General features: G+C 70.5%; 16 protein-coding genes. 4 read left to right on the forward strand and 12 right to left on the reverse strand.

Annotation, left to right across the window (positions count from 1 at the left end; all coding sequences use genetic code 11):
- Positions 1–17: 17 nt before the first annotated feature.
- The 5 genes from F9B98_RS00485 to F9B98_RS00505 all read right to left on the reverse strand — a co-directional run bounded on the left by F9B98_RS00485 (position 18) and on the right by F9B98_RS00505 (position 4,667).
- A complete protein-coding gene (locus F9B98_RS00485) occupies positions 18–1,808 on the reverse strand; it encodes a peptidoglycan D,D-transpeptidase FtsI family protein (protein ID WP_150951484.1) in 1,791 nt (596 codons plus the stop codon).
- A 5-nt stretch (positions 1,809–1,813) separates the two neighbouring features.
- Complete coding sequence (locus F9B98_RS00490) at positions 1,814–2,437, reverse strand: hypothetical protein (RefSeq protein WP_150951485.1); 624 nt, start codon at positions 2,435–2,437, stop codon at positions 1,814–1,816.
- Positions 2,434–3,387, reverse strand: coding sequence for a 16S rRNA (cytosine(1402)-N(4))-methyltransferase RsmH (gene rsmH, locus F9B98_RS00495; RefSeq protein WP_191966598.1), 954 nt, complete (start codon positions 3,385–3,387; stop codon positions 2,434–2,436). The genes F9B98_RS00490 and rsmH overlap by 4 nt, the downstream gene beginning before the upstream one ends.
- A 99-nt stretch (positions 3,388–3,486) precedes the next feature.
- Positions 3,487–3,918, reverse strand: a complete 432-nt coding sequence (gene mraZ, locus F9B98_RS00500; protein ID WP_056227713.1) for a division/cell wall cluster transcriptional repressor MraZ — start codon at positions 3,916–3,918, stop codon at positions 3,487–3,489.
- Between the two features lie 368 nt (positions 3,919–4,286).
- Positions 4,287–4,667, reverse strand: coding sequence for a DUF3040 domain-containing protein (locus F9B98_RS00505; RefSeq protein WP_150951490.1), 381 nt, complete (start codon positions 4,665–4,667; stop codon positions 4,287–4,289).
- A gap of 64 nt (positions 4,668–4,731) precedes the next feature.
- On the opposite strand from F9B98_RS00505, the gene F9B98_RS00510 reads away from it, so the two are divergent.
- Entirely contained in the window at positions 4,732–5,823 is a 1,092-nt protein-coding gene (locus F9B98_RS00510) for a polyprenyl synthetase family protein (RefSeq protein ID WP_150951492.1), read from the forward strand.
- A 12-nt stretch (positions 5,824–5,835) separates the two neighbouring features.
- On the opposite strand, the gene F9B98_RS00515 is transcribed toward F9B98_RS00510, so the two are convergent.
- Positions 5,836–6,180, reverse strand: a complete 345-nt coding sequence (locus F9B98_RS00515) for an Rv2175c family DNA-binding protein (protein WP_412177019.1) — start codon at positions 6,178–6,180, stop codon at positions 5,836–5,838.
- Positions 6,181–6,343: 163 nt separating this feature from the next.
- Between F9B98_RS00515 and F9B98_RS00520 the strand changes: the two genes are divergently transcribed.
- Both F9B98_RS00520 and pknB read left to right on the forward strand, forming a co-directional pair.
- Entirely contained in the window at positions 6,344–7,324 is a 981-nt protein-coding gene (locus F9B98_RS00520; protein ID WP_225310167.1) for a LysM peptidoglycan-binding domain-containing protein, read from the forward strand.
- Positions 7,325–7,430: 106 nt separating this feature from the next.
- Entirely contained in the window at positions 7,431–9,383 is a 1,953-nt protein-coding gene (pknB, locus tag F9B98_RS00525) for a Stk1 family PASTA domain-containing Ser/Thr kinase (protein WP_150951496.1), read from the forward strand.
- A 203-nt stretch (positions 9,384–9,586) separates the two neighbouring features.
- Here the strand turns inward: pknB and F9B98_RS00530 are convergent, their stop codons facing one another.
- The 3 genes from F9B98_RS00530 to F9B98_RS00540 are packed head-to-tail and all read right to left on the reverse strand — an operon-like array spanning position 9,587 to position 12,585.
- On the reverse strand, positions 9,587–10,924 hold the full coding sequence (locus F9B98_RS00530) for a class II 3-deoxy-7-phosphoheptulonate synthase (protein WP_150951498.1): 1,338 nt from the start codon (positions 10,922–10,924) through the stop codon (positions 9,587–9,589).
- 9 nt (positions 10,925–10,933) lie between these two features.
- A complete protein-coding gene (locus F9B98_RS00535) occupies positions 10,934–11,647 on the reverse strand; it encodes a lysophospholipid acyltransferase family protein (RefSeq protein ID WP_144828007.1) in 714 nt (237 codons plus the stop codon).
- A gap of 2 nt (positions 11,648–11,649) precedes the next feature.
- The gene (locus F9B98_RS00540; RefSeq protein WP_150951500.1) at positions 11,650–12,585 is read right to left on the reverse strand and encodes an ROK family glucokinase; all 936 of its coding nucleotides are present in this window, start codon (positions 12,583–12,585) and stop codon (positions 11,650–11,652) included.
- 156 nt (positions 12,586–12,741) lie between these two features.
- Here F9B98_RS00540 and F9B98_RS00545 point away from each other — a divergent pair, with 156 nt between their 5' ends.
- Positions 12,742–14,568 (forward strand): AMP-dependent synthetase/ligase, encoded by a 1,827-nt coding sequence (locus F9B98_RS00545; RefSeq protein ID WP_150951502.1) that lies wholly within the window; start codon positions 12,742–12,744, stop codon positions 14,566–14,568.
- Between the two features lie 193 nt (positions 14,569–14,761).
- Here the strand turns inward: F9B98_RS00545 and def are convergent, their stop codons facing one another.
- The 3 genes from def to F9B98_RS00560 are packed head-to-tail and all read right to left on the reverse strand — an operon-like array spanning position 14,762 to position 21,199.
- Positions 14,762–15,253, reverse strand: a complete 492-nt coding sequence (def, locus tag F9B98_RS00550; RefSeq protein WP_150951504.1) for a peptide deformylase — start codon at positions 15,251–15,253, stop codon at positions 14,762–14,764.
- On the reverse strand, positions 15,250–17,745 hold the full coding sequence (locus F9B98_RS16045; protein WP_225310168.1) for a MinD/ParA family protein: 2,496 nt from the start codon (positions 17,743–17,745) through the stop codon (positions 15,250–15,252). The genes def and F9B98_RS16045 overlap by 4 nt, the downstream gene beginning before the upstream one ends.
- A 46-nt stretch (positions 17,746–17,791) precedes the next feature.
- Entirely contained in the window at positions 17,792–21,199 is a 3,408-nt protein-coding gene (locus F9B98_RS00560; RefSeq protein WP_150951506.1) for a pyruvate carboxylase, read from the reverse strand.
- Positions 21,200–21,231: the final 32 nt, after the last annotated feature.

Consider the following 21,231-nt stretch of genomic DNA (forward strand, 5'->3'; position numbering starts at 1 on the left):
CCGACGTGGGCTCTTTCTCAGCCGAACTTGGGCAGTTCGGGGGTCGTGGTTCCGGACGGGATCACCCGGTAGGACTTGAGAACCTGGGTGAGGGCCTTCTGGAACGCGGGGGCGGTGGCCGCGGACGATTTTACCGTCCGCGGTTCGTCCAGGTTGACCGCGACGACGTACTGCGGGTCGTCGGCGGGGGCGAAACCGATCATCGTCGTGTAGTACGCGTCGGGCTTGTAGACGCCCGTGTTCTCGTCCACCTTCTCACCCGTGCCGGTCTTGATCGCGATGCGGTAGCCCGGGATGGCGATCTTCGAGGCGAGCTCGCCCTGCGTCGCGACGTTCTCGAGCATGAGCGAGACTTCTTTCGCCGTGTCGGTCGAGATGACCTGGGTGCCCTCGGTGGAGGGCACGTCGGACACGGTTCCGTCGGCCGCCGTGCAGCCCTCGACGATCGACAGGGGCTTCTTCACTCCGCCGTTGGCGATCGTCTGGTACGCGCCGACGAGCTGCGGCACGGTGACCGAGAGGCCCTGGCCGAAGGCGGTGTTGAAGAAGGTCTGCTTGTCCCAGTCCTGGACGGGGTGCAGGATGCCGTCGGACTCACCGGGGAAGTCGATCGCGCTCTTCGTGCCGACGCCGAACTTCTGCAGGTAGTCGTACCGCGTCTGCGCGGGGATCATGTCGGCGAACTTCGAGATGCCCACGTTCGAGGAGTCGATGAGCACGCCGGTCGGCGTGTAGACGTTGGGCCCGTGCGAGAACGCGTCGGAGACGCGGGCGTCTCCCAGCACTTCGCGGCTCGACGCGGTGACCGTGGTCTCAGGGGTGTACGAGCCGCTGTCGAGGCCGATGGCCGTGGTGAGGGCCTTGAACGTCGAGCCGGGCTCGAAGGGGCTCGAGAACGCGCGGCTGCCGCGGTCTTTCTCGGGGGTCGCGGTCGGGTCGTTGGGGTCGACCGTGGGGTACTCGGCGAGGGCGCGGATCTTGCCCGTCTTCGCCTCGACCACGGTGATCGTGCCGCGCAGCGACCCGGTGTTCTGCACCTGCTCGGCGATGAGCTGCTGCAGGTACCACTGCAGATCGCGGTTGATCGTGAGCTGCAGGGTGCCGCCGTCGACGGCGGGCTCGGTGACGACCTCGGTGCCCGGGAGCACCACGCCGTCGCGGCTCTGCTGGAAGACGACCTTGCCGTTGGTCGAGGCGAGGCAGTCGTTGTCGGCCGACTCGAGGCCCGCGAGGGCCTGACCGTCGCTGCCGACGAAGCCGAGCAGGTTGCCGGCGACCGCGCCGTCGGGGTACATGCGTCCGGCCTGCGGCGGGAAGCTGAGGAACGGCAGCCCGAGCGCCACGAGGGCGCGGTACTGCTCGGTCGAGACGTTCTTGGCGATCATCGCGTATTGCGAGTCGGGGTTCGCGGCCACGGCATCCTGGACGATCTTCTGCACGTCTGCGGCGGCCTGACCGGTGACGCCGGCGATCTGGGCGGCGAGCTCAGGCCAGGCGGTCGTGGTCTCGTTGCCGTCGTCGTCGCGCGTGGTGATGCCCTTGATGGCGAGCATCGGGTCGATCTGCACGTCGTAGCGGTTGACGCTGGTCGCCAGGGCGACGCCGTTCTCGTCGACGATCGAGCCGCGCGTGGCGTACTCGACGCGCGAGCTCTGCAGACCCATCGAGAGCGAGTCGTCCACGTGCTCGCGCGCGTTGACGACCTGGATGTCGACCAGCCGGACGACGAAGGCGACGATCACGATCAGGACGACCGCGAGGGCGACGACCGTGCGACGCCGCGGGGAACGGGAGGTTGTCGTCGTCATGGCTCTCATCGTGTCGCGGGAGTCGGCAGACCGTCGCTGATCGTCGGGGGTGTCGCGGATTCGACGGGCGCGGTCCCACCCTCGGCGGGTGCGGTCGATGCGGGGGTCTCGCCAGCGGCGGTCGCCGCACCGGTCTCGGTCGTGGATGCCGCCGGGTCGGTGACCAGCGGGACACCCGAGATGAGGGCGTTGCTGACCGAACCCCGACCCTTGGCATCCACCGACGAGGCGGTGTCGGCCGGCTTGTCGGAGCCGATCACCGCGCCGTCGCTGAGGCGCAGGTAGGTGGGCGACTCATCGATCACCATGCCGAGGGCGGCGGCGTTCGCCGCGAGGTACTGCGGCGAGCTGAGCCCGGCGCTCTCGTCGGAGAGGATCTGCTTCTGGTACGTCAGGTCGCGCTGCTGCTGCGTGAGCGAGGAGATCTCGAACGAGCTCTGCGTCGTCAGGATGCCGAGACCCATCTGGACCAGCACGATCGCCAGGGCGCCGAGCACGGCGATCACGCCGAACAGGCGACGGGGGGCACGCCGGCGCGCGGTGGCGGGGACGACGGTGAGCCGGCGCTCACGGACCGGCGTCGGGAACTCGGGCAGGAAAGCCGCATCGATGGCCTGGGGTGCACTCATGCGTCCTCCTGGATTCTCTCGGCCGCGCGCAGACGCACGGGGGTGGCGCGGGGGTTGACCTCGCGCTCTTCGTCGGATGCCAGCTCGGCGCCGCGCACGAGCAGTCGGAACTTCGGCGCGTGCTCGGGCAGTTCGACCGGCAGCCCGCGCGGAGCGGTCGAGGTCGACGCCTCGGCGAACACACGCTTGACCAGTCGGTCCTCGAGCGACTGGTACGACAGCACGACGATGCGCCCGCCGATGCCGAGAACCTTCAGGGCCGCCGGGATCGTGCGCTCGAGCACCGAGAGCTCCGCGTTGACCTCGATGCGCAGGGCCTGGAAGACGCGCTTGGCCGGGTGGCGCTCGCGCAGCACCGCGGCGGGGGTCGCCGCCTGCAGCACCTCGACCAGCTGACCCGAGCGCTCGAGCGGTGCCTGGGCACGGGCCGCGATGATCGCGCGGGCGTAGCGCCCCGCGAGCTTCTCTTCGCCGTAGCGCTCGAAGATGCGGCGCAGGTCGCCCTCGCCGTAGGTGGCGAGCACCTCGGCCGCGGTCACGCCGGTGGTCTGGTCCATGCGCATGTCGAGCGGTGCGTCCTGCGCGTAGGCGAAACCGCGGGCGGCTTCGTCGAGCTGGAGCGAGGAGACACCCAGGTCGAACAGGATGCCGTCGACCTTCTCGACGCCGGCGGATGCCACGGCCTCGGCGATCCCGTCGTAGACGGTGTGCACGAGCGTCACGCGGTCGCCGAAGCGGGCCAGGCGCTCCCCCGCGATGCGGAGGGCGTCGGTGTCGCGATCGAGACCGATCAGGCGCGTCTCGGGGAACCGCTCGAGGAAGGCCTCGGAGTGCCCGCCCATGCCCAGCGTGCCGTCGACGAAGACGGATCCGGGCCTGCGCAGGGCGGGACCGAGCAACTCGGCGCACCGCTCGAGCAGGACAGGAGTGTGGATGTCGCGGATGTCCATGATGTACCGGGCGAACCTTCGGACTCTGATCCCCATCCGCATCGACCTGGCGCCGGGGAAGTGCGTCAGGGCGAGCGGCTGGGCATCACAGCCGAAGGGTCAGAACAGTCCCGGGATCACCTCCTGCTCCATCTCGGCGTACGTCTCTTCGTTGCTCTCCGCGTAGGAGTTCCAGGCCTCGGCATCCCAGATCTCGGCGTGCGCGCCCACGCCGGTGACGACGAGTTCGCGTCCGAGACCCGCGTACGTGCGCAGTGCGGGCGGGACGGTGATGCGGTTCTGGCTGTCGGGCTTCTCGGCGCTGGCTCCCGAGAGGAACATGCGCAGGAAGTCACGGGCCTGCTTGTTGCTGAGCGGGGCCTCGCGGATCCGCTCGTGAACGCGCTCGAACTCCTCGGTGCTGAACACGTAGAGACAGCGGTCCTGCCCGCGCGTGATCACCACTCCGGCGCCGAGATCGTCCCGGAACTTCGCCGGCAGGATGACCCGACCTTTGTCGTCGAGCTTGGGTGTGTGCGTTCCGAGCAGCATTCGGGCGTCCACCCCCTTCGTCCGGCCTGCGAAGTTTCCCCCACTTTACTCCACCCCCCTCCACTTTGCTATCGAAAAGCCGGGTCTTCTGCGGAGAACCACAGCCGTGTACTGTGTTCGACCACACCGGCTCGGAGCTCGTGATTCCGCATGATTCCGCGGCGAATCCGCGGTCGCCACCCCGGTCGGGAGCGCGGGTGGAGGAAAAGGGAGCGTTTCGAGCCCGGATGCCGGGACCTCACCCCCTCCACTCCCTCACTCACCCGGTGAGTGAGGGCCTGGGCGCGCTCACCCGGGGGCGCGGCCCCGGGCGCACGAAAAAGCACCGGCTCCGAAGAGCCGGTGCTGAGGGTGGAGGGTGTCGGAGCTTATGGTCCGTCGTGGCGGCGGTCCCAGCGTTCGTTCATGCGGTCCATGAACGACGAGCCGGAGGCGCGGGCCGGTCGGGGCTTGGCTGCCGTGGGCGACGTCGCGACAGCACCGCGCGTGGGGGTGACGGCGAAGACGACACCGCCGACCATGAGGAGGAAGCCGACGACGCCGACGGCGATTCCCAGGAAGCCGGTGTTGAAGCCGATCGACACGCCCGCGACGAGAGCGCCGAGGCCGGCCAGCACGAGGATCGATCCGAGCACGATGTTGCGGTAGCTGAGGGCACGACTGGGGGCCGACACCACATCGGTGTCGTTGCTCATGAGATGGCGCTCCATCTCGTCCAGCAGACGCTGCTCCTGCTCTGACAGTGGCATGCATCCCCCTCTGTTGTTCGTTGCGGACGATTCTACGTGCGGCGTGGATCACTAGGCTAGGCCTGTGCCGACCTCCCCGGAACCGATCGAAGCTGTTTCCCAGCGACTCGACAAGTTCCTCTCCGAACAGCTATCGTACGCCTCCGCACTGGGCCCCGAGGCCGTCTCTTTCAGCCGATCCGGAGCGTCCGCCGTGCAGGGGGGCAAGCGCCTGCGGGCCCGCTTCTGCCTCGCCGGCTGGAGCGCCGTGCGCGCGCTCGACGCGTCGGCACCGGCATTCTTCGACGAGCCGGCGCTGGCCGTGGCCACCTCCCTCGAGATCTTCCACGCGGCAGCCCTCGTGCACGACGACCTGGTCGACAACAGCGACACCCGCCGCGGTCAGCCCGCCGCCCACCGCGCCCTGCAGAAGGGGCATCAGGATGCCGACTGGGCCGGCGATGCGGATTCCTTCGGGCGTTCGGGGGCGATCCTGCTCGGTGACCTCCTCGTGGCGTGGAGCGACGACCTCCTCGAAGAGGGTCTGGAGGGGCACCCGCACGCCGCGGCCGCTCGCCGCGCCTACGCTCGCATGCGCCGTGACGTGACGATCGGTCAGTTCCTCGACGTCGCCGAGGAATCGGCCTACACGGTGTACCCCGACGACACCCACGCCGAGCGGGCACTGCGCATCGCGTCGTACAAGTCCGCGCGCTACAGCATCCAGCAGCCGCTGCAGATCGGCGCCGCGCTCGCCGGGGCGGACGACGAGCAGCTCGACGCCCTCGGCCGCTTCGGCCACGACGTGGGCATGGCCTTTCAGCTGCGCGACGACGTGCTCGGGGTCTTCGGCGACAGCGCGACGACCGGCAAGCCCGTCGGCGACGACCTGCGCGAGGGCAAGCGCACGGTGCTCGTCGCCTATACCCGTGAGGGTCTTCCGCTCGAGGAGCGCGAGCGTTTCGACGCCCTTCTGGGCGACCCAGATCTCGAGCCGTCGCAGATCGCGGCGTTGCAGCGCACCATCGTCGACACCGGCGCGCTCGAGCGGACCGAGCAGCTCATCGCCGGGTACGCCCGGCAGGCCGACGAGTCCCTCGCCGACGCCCGAGTCGACACCGAGGCGCTCGACGCCCTCCGCGCGCTGGCGCGCGCCGCGACCGAACGGTCGGCCTGACGGCGCGACGGCTCAGGCGAGCGTCGCGGCGACCCGCCGTACCTCGCTCTTGCGCCCGGCGAGAAGAGCCTCGATCGGTGCGACCCCGATGGTCTCTTCGGGGCTGAGGAGCCAGTCGATGGTCTCGTCGGGGTCGAAGCCCGCGTCGTGCAGCACGATGATCGTTCCTCGCAGCGACGGCAGCGGTCGTCCGTCGACGACGAAGACCGCGGGCACCTTGAAGACGCCGTCGCGACGCGTGCCCACGAGGTAGTGCTCGTCGAAGAGGCGGCGTACGCGGCCGAGCGACTCGTCCATGATCTCGACCAGGTCGGGGATGGTCAGCCACTCGGTCTCGTAACGGGAAGTCTCGCTCACCCCCTCATCTTCTCACTGCAGCCGCGGGCAGCCGCACTCGACGCCGTGCGTCCCACCCGTCACATACGTCACAGCAGTCCCTTTCGTTGACATCCGTCCCGAGCCGTGCCACCGTGTCGGGCAGTCGGAAGAACGGAAATCCCCCACCATGCGACGACTCACGATGTCCCCCCTGCCCGCGCGACACCGCGCGGCCGCCATCTGGCCCGCGGCCGTGGCCGGCACCATCGCGCTTACGCTCACCGCCGAGCATTCCGCGCACGCCGCTCCCCCCGAACCGGCGCTGACCTCGCTCCCGCCCGCCCCGCTCCCGTCCGCGGCGCGCAGCCTCGGCACACCGGTCCTCGCCGCGGTCACCGCCCCCACCACGTACACGGTGAAGCCCGGCGACACGGTGTGGGGCATCGCCCGCGCGCACGGCCTCGACACCGCGGCGGTGCTGGCCTCGAATGGGCTCGCCCCCGACAGCGTCATCCGCCCCGGACAGGTGCTCGCCCTCACGCCCGCGGCCGCTTCCGCTCCCCCGGCGTCCGCCGCCCCCGAGCCCGAGCCCCGCTCCCACGAGGTGCACCCCGGCGACACCGTTTCGGCGATCGCGAGCGCGAACGGCGTCACGGTCGACGCCGTTCTGAGCGCGAACGGCCTCACGCGCGCCTCGATCATCTATCCGGGCGATGTGCTGCGCATTCCCTCGGGCGCGCCCGCCCCCGCGGCCGCCGCCCCCACCACCGCACCGGGGCTGGACGCCGAGCAGTCCGAGAACGCGCGTCTGATCATCCGCATCGGGCGCGAACTCGGCGTCTCCGACCGCGGCATCCTGATCGCCCTCGGCACGGCGATGCAGGAGTCGTGGTTGCGCAACCTCGATTGGGGCGACCGCGATTCGCTCGGCCTGTTCCAGCAGCGCCCGAGCACCGGCTGGGGCAGCGCCGAGCAGATCCTCGACCGCGACCGCTCGACCCGCGTGTTCTACGGCGGGGCGGCCGACCCCAATGGCACCGCCACGCGCGGCCTGCTCGACATCCCCGGGTGGGAGCAGCTGCCGTACACCGACGCCGCGCAGGCCGTGCAGATCTCGGCCTACCCCGATCGGTATGCGCAGTGGGAGCAGCCCGCCACCACCTGGCTCGCCGTCCTCGGGTGAGCGGGGCGGGCGAGCGGCGCGGCCGGGATCCTCGACTCCGGTTCTCCGTCCAGGTGAGGGTGAGCCGCTCCCCGGGCTCACAGGAGCCGCTCCGTAGACTCGACGTGTGAGCACGAGTCAGCAGGCAGACCCGCTGATCGGCCGTCTCGTCGACGGCCGGTACCGGGTGCGCGCGCGCATCGCGCGCGGCGGCATGGCGACCGTGTACGTGGCGACCGACCTGCGCCTCGAGCGCCGCGTCGCGCTCAAGGTCATGCACGGCCACCTCAGCGACGACACCGTGTTCCAGAGCCGCTTCATCCAAGAGGCCCGCTCGGCCGCACGCCTGAGCGACCCGCACGTCGTCAACGTGTTCGACCAGGGCCAGGACGGCGAGATGGCCTACCTGGTCATGGAATACCTTCCGGGCATCACCCTGCGCGAGCTGCTCCGCGAGCACCGGCGCCTCACGGTCGATCAGACGCTCACGATCATGGATGCCATCCTCTCGGGGCTCGCGGCCGCGCACCGCGCCGGCATCGTCCACCGCGACGTGAAGCCCGAGAACGTCCTGCTCGCCGAAGACGGCCGCATCAAGATCGGCGACTTCGGCCTGGCCAGGGCGACCACCGCGAACACGGCGAGCGGCGCACAGCTCATGGGCACCATCGCCTACCTCGCCCCCGAGCTCGTCACGCGCGGCACCGCCGACGCCCGCAGCGACATCTACTCGCTCGGCATCATGCTCTACGAGATGCTCGTCGGCGAGCAGCCGTACAAGGGCGAGCAGCCCATGCAGATCGCCTACCAGCACGCCACCGACTCGGTGCCGCGTCCGAGCGCGAAGAACCCCGGGGTTCCCGAGCAGCTCGATGAGCTCGTGCTGTGGGCGACCGAGCGCGAGCCGGGCGATCGACCGATCGACGCCGGCGCGATGCTGGACCGTCTGCGCGCGATCGAGAAGGACCTGGGTCTGGCCCCCCAGGTCGCCCGCGCCGTCGCCGTCGGCACCGCGGGCCCCGCGACCCCGACCGAGTCCCGCGAGCTGACGAAGGTCCTGCCCCAGACGGCATCCCTCCCCTCCGCCACCATCGACGAGCCCGACAATGCCGCTCGCCTGCGCACGCGAACCCGCCGACGCGCGACGCGGGGAGCCTGGCTCCTGGTGCTCGTGCTGCTGATGGCCGGCGGCGCGGGCTTCACCGGGTGGTATTTCGGGTCGGGGCCGGGATCGCTGGTCGCCGTCCCCGACGTCTCGGGTCGCAGTTTCGCCGATGCCGAAGCCCTGCTCACCCAGCAGCAGCTGCAGGCTCAGCAGCAGGACGTGACCGACCGCGAGATCCCCTCGGGCACGACGGTCGGCTCCGACCCCGCGCCCGGCGAACGTCTCGACAAAGAGACGGTGGTGACCGTCTTCGTCTCGATCGGACCGGCGACCCACCAGATCCCCGAGCTCGGCGGCAAAAGTGCCGACGAGGTGCGCGCGATCCTCGAGCAGGCGTTCGTGGGCGTCGCGGGCGATCCCGAACGCCAGTTCGCCGACCCCGCCGACGGCACGGTGCTGGGCGCCTCGGTGATCCCCCGCTCCGGCGGCAACGCCATCGACTGCACCCAGGGCTGCACGGTCTACGAGGGAGACGCGGCGTCGCTGGTCGTCTCGCTCGGACCCGTCCCCGATGTCACGGGAGACTCTCGGTCGCAGGCCGAGCGCGCCCTCGACGCCGTCGGGCTCAAGACCGCGGTGACCGAGGAGTACAGCAACTCCGTGGCATCCGGGAACGTCATCTCCATGGGCCAGCGCGACGGCGGCGGCAACTGGCGCCCCGGCGACACGGTTCCCCTGCGCGTGTCCATCGGCCCGAAGCCCGTCGAGATCCCCGGCAACGTGGTGGGGATGTCGATCCGGGATGCCGTGAAGACCCTCGAAGCGCTCGGCTTCGAGGTGAATGCGGGCATCGACGACGGCACCCTGCCCCTCGGCTTCAAGTACTGGGACATCTACAAGGTGCGCGCCACGAACCCCAAGGCCGGCACGACGGCTCCTCAGGGCTCGACGATCACGCTGACGCCGACGCTCTAGCTCTCACCGGCGTATCCTTCGAGCCCGTCCCCATTGCCCGTGGGGCCGGCACCACCGTCGAGGCGCCCCGGCCCAGACGGTAGGAACTCCTCGTCCCGCGTGATTCGCAGAGCCATGCCCCGGCAGGAGCGGCCGGGGCAAGCATCCTGAATTGACGACGCCCCCGACCACTAGTGTCGGGGGCGTCGATCTGTCGAGACGGGTCAGCGCTTCTCGAGCTCCTCGGCCACGAGGAACGCGAGCTCCAGGCTCTGACGGTGGTTCAGGCGCGGGTCGCACAGGCTCTCGTAGCGGGTCGCGAGCGTGGCCTCGTCGATCTGCTCCGAGCCGCCCAGGCACTCGGTGACGTCATCTCCGGTGAGCTCGACGTGGATGCCGCCGGGGTGCGTCCCCACCGAGCGGTGCGCCTCGAAGAAGCCGCGCACCTCGTCGACCACGTCGTCGAAACGACGCGTCTTGTAGCCGGTCGGGGTGGTGATGCCGTTGCCGTGCATCGGGTCGGTGACCCACAGGGGCGTCGCGCCGGAGTCGCGGACGGCCTCGAGCAGCGGCGGCAGCGCGTCGCGGATCTTGCCGGCGCCCATGCGCGTGATGAAGGTCAGGCGCCCGGGCTCGCGCTCGGGGTCGAGCTTGTCGATGAGCGCCAGTGCGGTCTCGGTCGTCGTGGTGGGGCCGAGCTTGACGCCGATGGGGTTGCGGATCTTCGAGAAGTAGTCGACGTGCGCGCCGTCGAGCTCGCGCGTGCGCTCGCCGATCCACTGGAAGTGCGACGAGGTGTTGTACGCCAGGCCCGTGCGCGAGTCGATGCGCGTCATGGGGCGCTCGTAGTCCATGAGCAGGCCCTCGTGACCGGTGTAGAACTCGACGCGCGTGAGCTCGTCGAAGTCGGCACCGGCGGCCTCCATGAACTTGATGGCGCGGTCGATCTCGATCGCCATCGACTCGTACGCCTGGTTGGCCGGCGTGCTCGCGAAGCCCTTGTTCCAGCTGTGCACCTCGCGCAGGTCGGCGAACCCGCCCTGCGTGAACGCGCGGATGAGGTTCAGTGTCGACGCGGCCGTGTGGTAGCCCTTGAGCAGGCGCGCGGGGTCGGCCTTGCGCGACTCTTCGGTGAAGTCGTAGCCGTTGACGATGTCGCCGCGGTAGGCGGGGAGGGTCACATCGCCCCGGGTCTCGACGTCGCTCGAGCGGGGCTTGGCGAACTGGCCCGCCATGCGGCCCATCTTCACCACCGGCATCGAGGCGCCGTACGTCAGCACGACGGCCATCTGGAGGACCGTCTTGATGCGGTTGCGGATCTGCTCGGCGGTCGCGCCGGCGAACGTTTCGGCGCAGTCACCGCCCTGCAGGAGGAACGCTTGGCCGGCAGCGGCGCGCGCGAGGCGCTCCCGCAGGATGTCGACCTCGCCGGCGAACACCAGCGGGGGAAGGGTCGCGAGTTCTGCGGATGCCGCGGCCACAGCGGCCTCGTCATACCACTGCGGCTGCTGCTTGATGGGCAGGGTTCGCCAGTGGTCGAGGTCGTGGAGCTGCTGATTCACCCCGCAAGTCTAGTGGCGCGAGGTCGGCGCCTTTGCCGCCTGCGCGGTGGCCAGACGGTCCTTCACGGTCGAGGCGTAGACGTCCTCGTAACGTTGCTCGCCGAGACGCTGCAGCGCGACCATGATCTCGTCGGTGACCGAGCGGAGCACGTAGCGGTCGCCCTCCATGCCCTCGAAGCGCGAGAAGTCGAGGGGCTCGCCGATGACGATCCCCACACGGCCCACGCGCGGCAGACGCTGGCCGATCGGCATGACGGCTCCCGTGTCGACCATGACCACCGGCACGACCGGGACGCGTGCTTCGAGCGCCATGCGCGCGATACCCGTGCGCCCGCGGTACAGGGTGCCGTCGGGGCTGCGCGTGCCCTCGGGGTAGATGCCGAGCAGCTCGCCGCGTCCGAGGACGCCGAGTCCGGTGTTGAGCGAGGCCTCCGACGCCTTGCCGCCCGAGCGGTCGATCGGCAGCTGACCGGTCGCGGTGAAGAACATGCGGGTGGCCCAGCCCTTGAGGCCCTTGCCCGTGAAGTAGTCGCTCTTGGCGAGGAACGCCATACGACGGTCGATCATGAGCGGGAGGAAGATCGAGTCCGAGAACGACAGGTGGTTGCTGGCGAGGATCGCCGCACCCTCGGTGGGGATGTTGCGCCGGCCCACCATCCACGGGCGGAACACGGCCTTGATGACCGGTCCGATGACCACGTACTTCATGAGCCAGTAGAACATCGTCAGCGCTCCTTGCCAGCGAGGTCGGCGACCCCGATGAGACCGGCGTCGTTGCCCAGGCGCGCGATCGCGAATTCCGCGACCGGACGTTCACCGTACCCCGGGAGCGAGGTCTCGTACGCGAGCTTCACGGGCTCGAGCAGGTCGGCGCCGAGCTGCGCCACTCCCCCGCCGATCACGAAGACCTCGGGGTCGAGTACCGCCTGGAAGCCGCCGCACGCCTCGCCGAGCGCCGTGGCGACGCGGCGCAGGGCTTCGACCGCGCCGGGGTCGCCGGCGAGGACGAGCCGCGACACCGCGGGTCCGGGGATCGCGCCGCGCTCCTCGCGGACGGCCGCGAGGGCCGCACCGATGCCGCCCTCGTCGGCGATGGCGTTGGCTTCGCGCTGCAGGGCACGGCCCGAGGCGTACTGCTCGAGGCATCCGTTCTGCCCGCATCCGCAGGGGTGCCCGCCGCGCACGAAGCGCATGTGGCCGAGCTCGGCGCCGATGCCGTGTCCGCCGCGGAAGAGCTCTCCGTCGGTGACGACGGCCCCGCCGACACCGGTGCCCATGGTGAGCATGACCATGTCGCGCACGCCCTGGCCCGCACCGAACCGGTACTCGCCCCAGCCGGCGGCGTTCGCGTCGTTCTCGATCGTGACGGGGGCGTTCAGACGCTGCTCGAGTCGTGCGCGCAGCGGCTCGTCGCGCCAGTCGATGTTGGGCGCGTAGATGACGGTGCTGCGGTCGCGGCTGATGAAGCCGGCCGCAGCCACGCCGATCGCGTGGATCTCGTGCGCGCGGCGGAGGTGATCGGCCATGTCGACCACGGCGTCCACGAGGGCCGAGGGGTCGATGGGCGTGTCGACGCGGAGCTTCTCGATGATGGTGCCGTCGTCGTCGACGACGCCTCCCGCGATCTTCGTTCCCCCGATATCGATGCCGACGTTGCGCACCGCGCTCCCTTCCGGGCCCGCCGTGCGGCTCGGCCCGGAGAAGTCTAGCCATCCTGCGCTCCGGAGGATGATGCGCTGCGCTCCCCGGGTAGCGAGCGGCCGTGCGGATAGACTCGTCCAACCGCTCGACGTTCTTCCGGTGCCAAAGGAGTTGCCGTGATCCAGTTCGATCAACCCGCCCTCGTCCCCGCCGATCCCGACGCCAACGCGTCGGACCTGCTCGCCGACCGCGTCCGCGCCACCCCCGACCGGCCGCTGTTCGCCGTCCCCGACCGCGACGGGTGGCGCGATGTCACCGCCGCCGAGTTCGAGAAGCAGGTGATCGCCCTCGCGAAGGGCTTCGTCGCCGCCGGCGTCCAGCCGGGCGAGAAGGTCGGGTTCATCGCCCGCACCACGTACGACTGGACCCTGGTCGATTTCGCCCTCTTCTACGCCGGGGCCGTCATGGTCCCGGTCTACGAGACGAGCTCTCCCTCGCAGATCTCGTGGATCCTGTCGGATTCCGGCGCGATCGCCGTCGTGCTGGAGTCGCCCGAGCACGCCGAGCGCCTCGACGAGGTGCGCAGCGACCTACCCCTCGTCCGCGAGGTGTGGTCGATGCACTCCGGCGCCCTCGACGCCCTCGTGGCGGGCGGCACGCACATCACCGACGAGGAGATCGAGCGACGTCGCCACCTGGCGAAAGCCTCCGACGTCGCGACCCTCATCTACACCTCGGGCTCGACCGGCCGCCCCAAGGGCTGCGTCCTGGTGCACAGCAACTTCGTCGAGCTGGCGCGAAACTCCGCCAAGTCCCTGCACGAGGTCGTCGAGACCCCGGGCGCCTCGACGCTGCTGTTCATCACCACGGCGCACGTGTTCGCGCGCTTCATCTCGCTGCTGAACGTGCACGCGGGTGTGAAGACGGGCCACCAGCCCGACACCAAGCAGCTGCTCCCGGCGCTCGGCAGCTTCAAGCCGACGTTCCTGCTCGCCGTGCCGCGCGTGTTCGAGAAGGTCTACAACTCCGCGGAGCAGAAGGCCGAGGCCGGCGGCAAGGGCAAGATCTTCCGCGCCGCCGCCGACGCCGCGATCGAGCACTCGCAGCGCCTGCAGGAGGGCAAGAAGATCCCCCTCGCCCTCAAGATCAAGTTCGCGCTCTTCGACAAGTTGGTCTATTCCAAGCTCCGGGATGCCATGGGTGGCCGCGTCGTCTACGCGGTGTCGGGGTCGGCCCCTCTCGGCCCCCGCCTCGGCCACTTCTTCCGCAGCCTCGGCGTCGTGATCCTCGAGGGCTACGGCCTCACCGAGACCACGGCCCCGGCCACGGTCAACCTCGCCACGAAGTCGAAGATCGGCACCGTCGGTCCCGTGCTGCCGGGTGTCGGCATCCGTCTCGCCGACGATGGCGAGATCCAGGTGCGCGGGATCAACGTGTTCCGCGAGTACTGGCAGAACCCGGATGCCACGGCCGAGGCGTTCGACGGCGAATGGTTCAAGACCGGCGACATCGGCGCCTTCGACAGCGACGGGTTCCTCGCGATCACCGGCCGCAAGAAGGAGATCATCGTCACCGCCGGCGGCAAGAACGTCGCCCCCGCGGCCCTCGAAGACCCCATCCGCGCGAACCCGATCGTGGGGCAGGTCGTCGTGGTCGGCGACCACAAGCCGTTCATCGCGGCCCTGGTCACCCTCGACCCCGAGATGCTGCCGACCTGGCTGGCCAACAACGGCCTGCCCGCCGACATGACGCTCGAGCAGGCGGCGCAGAACGAGAAGGTGCGCGCCGAGGTGCAGGGCGCGATCGACCGCGCCAACACCCGCGTCTCGCGCGCGGAGTCGATCCGCAAGTTCACCATCCTCCCCACCGAGTGGACCGAGGCCAGCGGGCACCTCACTCCCAAGATGAGCATCAAGCGCAACGTCATCGTGTCGGACTTCGCCGACGACATCGAAGACATCTACGCCGTGCCGGTCAACACGACGAACGTCTCGCTGCCCTGACGCGTGGTCCGACGACGGCCCGGTCCCCTCGCGGGGCCGGGCCGTTTCGCGTCGCGGGAACAGGAGACGTCACGAAGACAGGACGATCCGCCTCTGATCGGCCTGTCCTCGTCGCCCCGTCCTGTTCTCGTGACCAGCGCGGGCAGACGAAGGGCCCGGATGCCGGCATCCGGGCCCTTCTGCTCAGCTCAGGTCAGAACCAGTCGCTCTCGCGCACCTGGCGCATGGCCTCGCGGCGCGTCTCGGCGGGAAGCCGCGAGAGGTACAGCATGCCGTCGAGGTGATCGGTCTCGTGCTGCAGAGCCTGGGCGAGCAGTCCCTCGCCCTCGAGCACGACCTCGTTGCCGTCGAGGTCCATCCCGACGACCTTCGCCCAGGGGTAGCGGATCGCCTCGTGCCACAGACCGGGCACCGAGAGGCAGCCCTCCCCCACCGGCTGCGGCTCTCCGCGGGTCTCCACCAGCACGGGGTTCAACACGTAGCCGATGTCGCCGTCGATGTTGTAGCTGAAGGCGCGAAGTCCCACCCCGATCTGCGGGGCGGCGACTCCCGCGCGACCGGGAAGCTCGACCGTGTCGATGAGGTCGTGGACGAGGGCACGGATGCCGTCGTCGATCTGCTCGATGGGCGCACTGGTCGCACGCAGGACGGGGTCGCCGAACAGGCGGATCGGACGAACGGTCATGCCGCGGCCGCCGGGGTGCGCAGGCCTTCGACGACGGCGGCGGCGAGTTCGCGCGCGGCCTGTCGGGTCGAGGGCTGTAGGTCGCGGAAGGTGATGGCGCTGCCGGCGGCGATCCGCGCGTCGTACGGCATGCGGATGACGGTGCGCACGCGCGAACGGAAGTGCGCCTCGAGTTCGCTCTCGCGCACGAGCGGGGCGCCGGGGCGCGAGTTGTTCAGCACCACCACGGCGTCGCGGACCCGCGCGGCATAGCCGTTGGTCTCGAGCCAGGTGAGCGTCTCGGACGCGAGACGCGCCTCGTCGACCGATAGCCCCGCCACGATCACCAGGGTGTCGGCGAGCTCGAGCGTCGCCCCCATGACCGAGTGCACGATGCCCGTGCCCGTGTCGGTGAGGACGATCGAGTAGTAGTGCGCGGCCACGTCGGCGACCTGGCGGTAGTCGTCGTCGCTGAAGGCCTCCGACACACGGGGATCGGAGTCGGATGCCAGGACGTCGAGGCGCGTGGCATCCCGGGCGACGATCGAGGAGACGTCGTTGTACCCGGCCATCTCGTCGTGCGAACGGACCAGGTCGCGCACCGTACGGCCGTTCGGCCGGCCGACGCGGTCTGCGAGCGTGCCGCGGTCGGGGTTGGCGTCGACCGCGATGATCCGGTCGTCGCGGGCGTCAGCCAACGCCATGCCCAGCAGCGAGGTCACGGTGGTCTTGCCCACACCGCCCTTGCGCGAGAGCACCGGCACGAAGCGGGCGCCGCCCGACAGCGGCGCGGCGATACGGCGGTCGAGGTCCTTGCGCTGACGCGCACGGCGGCCGTCGCCGAGGTTGATGCGGTGCCGCGAGACCGAGTAGACCAGTTGCTGCCACAGGCCCTCCGGCTCGGGGCGGGCGATCTGGCGCGGGTCGAGCAGACGGTCGGCGGTGAGCAGGTCGGAGCTCTCCCGGGCGTCGTCGATCTCGCCGATGCGCTTGGAGGTGAGCGCGATCTCGGGCGCGGGCGTGCGCACGCGCTCCAGGGCGTGAGCGCGGTCGACACGGGCGGCCTCGTCGGCGGCGCGCGCGGCCTCGTCGGCTTGCTGAGCGCTACGACGCGTGAGCGGAATCGTGCCGATGACTCCGGTGGCGGCCCGCTCGGCGCGGGTGGACGGAACGGCGGGGGCGACGGGTTCGGGAGCGGGGGCGGGTGCGGTCGTCTCCGGCGCGGTCGCCTCGGGGGCTCTCGAGGTCGTCGTTTCGGCGGTGTCGGTGGTCGCCGCCTCGGCGGTGTCGCCCTCGTCCTCGCTCGCCGCGTCGATGCTCGACTCGTGGCTCCTCGCCTCGTCGGCGATCGGCTGGCCGCTGCTCGGCTGGCCCTCGCTCGCCGGGTCGCCGATCGGCTCGTCCCTCGGGGACGAGGTCGCGAGCGCCGCGGCATGCTCGAAGCGGTCGTCGTCCGCGGCGGGAACCCACGGCGCGTGCGTGAGCGGTTCCGCAGCGTCTTCGGCGGCGTGGTTACCGTCGTGCGCCTCGGCCGCGCCCGCGGGGGCGTGGTCGAGCTCTGCGGCCTCCGTGCCGAGCGAGGCGGAGTCGAACGCATCGACCGGCTCCGCGGCATCGGCTTCGAGCAGCTCGACGTCGTCGACGATCTCGGCGTCGGCGAGATCGTCCGCCCACGCGTCGCTCTCGGCCGGTCCCTGCTCGACAGCGTCCGACTCCTCCGAATCCGCATCGACGGGGTCGGAGTCTGCACGCGCGTCGTCATCGGACAGCTCGTCATCGTCCGACGGCTCGTCCTCCTCGTCGTGGGTCGGCGTGGCCCCCTTGGGATCTCCGGGGAGCCCCTCGGCGGGGGCCTCCGCGGCGTCCGCCCACTGGTCGGCCTCGACGTCGCGATCGTCGTCGTGGGCGCCCGCGTCGTCCGTGTCCGCGTCGACGTCACCGTCCGCGTCGGTGCTCACGGCGGGGGCGGCGTCGGGGTCGGCGTCGAGGTCAGTCGCATCGGCCTCGACACCGTCTGCGGAGGGCTCGGCGTCGAGCACGTCGTCGCCCGAGTGTTCCTCGGCGGCCGGGTGCTCGGCATCCGGAATCTCATCCGTCGACCCGCGGGTCGCGTCGTCGACGATCTCGGCGTCGTGCACGTCGGCGTCGGCGATCGACTCCGCGACCTCGGCGCCGTCGTGCGGCTCGAGGATGATGTCGCCGGTCGGCAGCTGCTCCACGTGCGGGTCGTGCACGATGTCGTCACGGTCGTGGTCGTGAGGGTGGTCGTCGGCGGCGGTGGGCATGCGCGGGGCGTCGAGGGCGGCCAGATCGGCCTCGTCGAGGGGGATCTCGTCCTCGATCACGTCGTCATCGAGATCGTCGTCGTCGTTCGTCGCCGGCAGGTCGACATTGACCTGGGCGATGTGTCCTCCGAGGATCGTGATGCTGGCCGTGTCGAGGTTCCCGATCTCGTCGAGCACGCCGTGGTCGGCGTTCTCGTCGGGGTTCGCGTCGGTGCGGTCGGGGGTCACTGCAGTCTCCAAACGGGAAGAGGGCGCGAAAGCGCCCCCTCCCAGGCTACTGCGCTTGGCGGATTACCAGCAAAAGATCCCCCGCTTCGACCTGCTGTGTGGTACCGATCGCGACACGTTCGACCACGCCGTCGATGGTGGCCGTGATGGCCGCCTCCATCTTCATGGCCTCGATCGAGGCCACCGCCTGACCGGTGGCGACGACGTCGCCGGGCGCGACCTTCATCGTCACGACACCCGAGAACGGCGCCGCCATGCGTCCCGCCTTCGAGGTGTCGGCCTTCTCGGCCTGACGCGCCTCCACGTCGATCGAGCGGTCCCGCGCGAACACCGGGCGCAGCTGCCCGTTCAGCGTCGTCATCACCGTGCGCATGCCCTTGTCGTCGGCCTCGCCCACGGCCTCGAGGCCCACGAAGAGCTGCACGCCCCGCTCGATCTCGACGGTGTGCTCGCCACCGGGCTGGAGCCCGTACAGGTAGTCGGCGGTGTCGAGCACGCTGAGGTCGCCGTAGGTCTCGCGCGTCTGCTCGAAGGTGCGCGTCGGACCGGGGAAGAGCAGCCGGTTCAGGCGGGAGCGCCGCTCGGCGGACTCCCCCGCCAGCGCCCTCGTGTCGTCGTCGGTGAGCGGGGTCGTGCCCGTCTTGGCATCCCGACCGGCCAGCACCTTCGAACGGAACGGCTCGGGCCACCCTCCGGGCAGATCGCCCAGCTCGCCCGCCATGAACGACACCACCGAGTCGGGGACGTCGTACTTCTCGGGGTGCTGTTCGAAGTCGTCGGGGTCGGCCTTGACCGCCGCGAGGTGCAGGGCGAGGTCTCCCACGACCTTCGACGAGGGGGTGACCTTGGGAACGCGACCGAGGATGCGGTTCGCGGCGGCGTACATGTCCTCGATGAGCTCGAAGTCGTCGGCCAAGCCCAGGGCGATCGCCTGCTGGCGCAGGTTCGACAGCTGACCGCCGGGGATCTCGTGCCGGTACACGCGCCCCGTGGGGCCCGCGAGCCCCGACTCGAACGGACGGTACAGGTGGCGCACCGCCTCCCAGTACGGCTCGAGGTCGCTGACCGCCGCGAGGTCGAGACCGGTGTCGCGATCGGTGTGCGCGAGGGCGGCGACCAGCGCCGACAGCGACGGCTGGCTCGTGGTTCCGGCCATTGGTGCCGACGCCGCGTCCACGGCATCCGCCCCCGCCGCCGAGGCGGCCAGCAGGGTCGCGAGCTGCCCGCCCGCCGTGTCGTGCGTGTGCACGTGCACCGGCAGGTCGAAGCGCTCGCGCAGCGCCGAGACGAGCTTCGCCGCAGCGGCCGGGCGGAGAAGGCCCGCCATGTCCTTGATCGCGAGGATGTGGGCCCCCGCCTCGACGATCTGGTCGGCCAGACGCAGGTAGTAGTCGAGGGTGTAGAGGTTCTCGGCGGGATCCAGCAGATCGCCGGTGTAGCAGACGGCGACCTCGGCCACCGAGGTGCCCGTCTGCAGCACGGCCTCGATCGCCGGGCGCATCTGCGAGACGTCGTTGAGCGCGTCGAAGATGCGGAAGATGTCGATACCGGATGCCGCGGCCTCGCTCACGAAGGCATCGGTGACCTCGGTGGGGTACGGGGTGTAGCCGACCGTGTTGCGGCCCCGCAGCAGCATCTGGATCGCCACGTTCGGCAGCGCCGTGCGGAGCGCGTCGAGGCGCTCCCACGGATCTTCGCCGAGGAAGCGCAGGGCGACGTCGTAGGTCGCCCCGCCCCAGGCCTCGACGGACAGCAGACCGGGGGTCAGACGCGCGACGTACGGAGCGGCGCGCACCAGGTCGCGGGTGCGCACGCGCGTGGCCAGCAGAGACTGGTGCGCGTCGCGGAAGGTCGTCTCGGTCACGGCGAGGGCGGTCTGCTCGCGCAGGGCCTTCGCGAAGCCGGCCGGGCCGAGCTCCCGCAGGCGCTGACGCGAGCCCGCCGGAGCCGGGGCCGAGACGTCGACCGCGGGGAGCTTGGCTCCCGGGTCGATCGAGAGGGGGTTCTCGCCGTTCGGGCGGTTGACGGTGGTGTCGACCAGCCACGACAGGATCTTCGTTCCGCGGTCCTTCGACTCGCGCCCCTGCAGGAGCTCGGGACGCTCGTCGATGAACGACGTGCTGAGGTCGCCCGCGACGAAGGCGTCGTCGTCGAGAACGGCCTGGAGGAACGAGATGTTCGTCGAGACGCCGCGAATGCGGAACTCGGCGAGGGCGCGACGAGCGCGCGAGACGGCGGCTTCGAAGTCGCGGCCGCGGCACGTGAGCTTTGACAGCATCGAGTCGAAGTGCGGGTTCACCTGCGAGCCCGCGGCGGTCGTGCCGCCGTCGAGCCGGATGCCGGCACCACCGGGCGAGCGGTAGGTGGTGATCTTCCCGGTGTCGGGGCGGAACCCCTGCGTGGGGTCCTCGGTCGTGATGCGGCACTGCAGCGCGGCGCCGCGCAGGCGGATGTCGTCCTGCTGCAGGTGCAGGTCGGCGAGGGTCGCGCCCGCGGCGATGCGCATCTGCGACTGCACGAGGTCGACGTCGGTGACCTCTTCGGTGACGGTGTGCTCGACCTGGATGCGCGGGTTCATCTCGATGAAGACGACCTCGCCCGCGCGCGGACCCGCGGTCTCGAGCAGGAACTCCACGGTTCCGGCGTTCTGGTAGCCGATCGAGCGGGCGAAGGCGGCGGCGTAGCGGTGCAGGTCGTCGCGCACCGAGGGGTCGAGGTTCGGCGCGGGCGCGATCTCGATGACCTTCTGGTGCCGGCGCTGCACCGAGCAGTCGCGCTCGAACAGGTGCACGGTCTCGCCCGTGGCATCCGCGAGGATCTGCACCTCGACGTGACGCGGACGCTGCACCGCCTGCTCGAGGAACATGCGCGGGTCGCCGAAGGCGCTCTGCGCTTCGCGCATGGCCTCGGCCAGAGCCGGGGCGAGCTCGCCCTTCGTCTCGACGCGCCGCATTCCGCGACCGCCGCCACCGGCGACGGCCTTTGCGAACACGGGGAACCCGATCTCGTCGGCCTGGGCGAGCAACTCGTCGATGTCGCCGGAGGCCGGCGTCGAGCGCAGCACCGGGACACCGGCGGAGATCGCGTGCTCCTTCGCCGTGACCTTGTTGCCCGCCATCGCGAGCACCTCGGCGGGCGGGCCGATGAAGGTGATTCCGTGCGCCGCGGCCTTCTCGGCGAGCTCCGGGTTCTCGGAGAGGAAGCCGTAGCCCGGGTAGATGGCATCCGCTCCGCACTCGCGAGCGACGCGGATGATCTCGTCGACGTCGAGGTAGGCGCGCACCGGGTGGCCCCGCTCGCCGATCTGGTAGGCCTCGTCGGCCTTCAACCGGTGCAGGGAGGCGCGATCTTCGTACGGGTAGACCGCGACGGTGCGGGCTCCGACCTCGTATGCCGCACGGAAGGCGCGAATCGCGATCTCCCCGCGATTAGCGACCAGGATTTTCGAGAACATGCGCACCTCACGTCAAGCTGGCGGAGCTGAAT

Source organism: Microbacterium testaceum StLB037 (assembly GCF_008763945.1).
Lineage (GTDB): Bacteria > Actinomycetota > Actinomycetes > Actinomycetales > Microbacteriaceae > Microbacterium > Microbacterium testaceum_G.

Excerpts from the sequence above, each read along its gene's own strand:
- F9B98_RS00485 (WP_150951484.1), bottom strand. The coding sequence starts at position 1,808 with ATGACGACGACAACCTCCCGTTCCCCGCGGCGTCGCACGGTCGTCGCC.
- F9B98_RS00520 (WP_225310167.1), top strand. The coding sequence starts at position 6,344 with ATGTCCCCCCTGCCCGCGCGACACCGCGCGGCCGCCATCTGGCCCGCG.
- F9B98_RS00560 (WP_150951506.1), bottom strand. The coding sequence starts at position 21,199 with ATGTTCTCGAAAATCCTGGTCGCTAATCGCGGGGAGATCGCGATTCGC.
- F9B98_RS00505 (WP_150951490.1), bottom strand. The coding sequence starts at position 4,667 with ATGCCACTGTCAGAGCAGGAGCAGCGTCTGCTGGACGAGATGGAGCGC.
- rsmH (WP_191966598.1), bottom strand. The coding sequence starts at position 3,387 with ATGGACATCCGCGACATCCACACTCCTGTCCTGCTCGAGCGGTGCGCC.
- F9B98_RS00535 (WP_144828007.1), bottom strand. The coding sequence starts at position 11,647 with ATGTTCTACTGGCTCATGAAGTACGTGGTCATCGGACCGGTCATCAAG.
- mraZ (WP_056227713.1), bottom strand. The coding sequence starts at position 3,918 with ATGCTGCTCGGAACGCACACACCCAAGCTCGACGACAAAGGTCGGGTC.
- F9B98_RS00490 (WP_150951485.1), bottom strand. The coding sequence starts at position 2,437 with ATGAGTGCACCCCAGGCCATCGATGCGGCTTTCCTGCCCGAGTTCCCG.
- def (WP_150951504.1), bottom strand. The coding sequence starts at position 15,253 with ATGACCGTTCGTCCGATCCGCCTGTTCGGCGACCCCGTCCTGCGTGCG.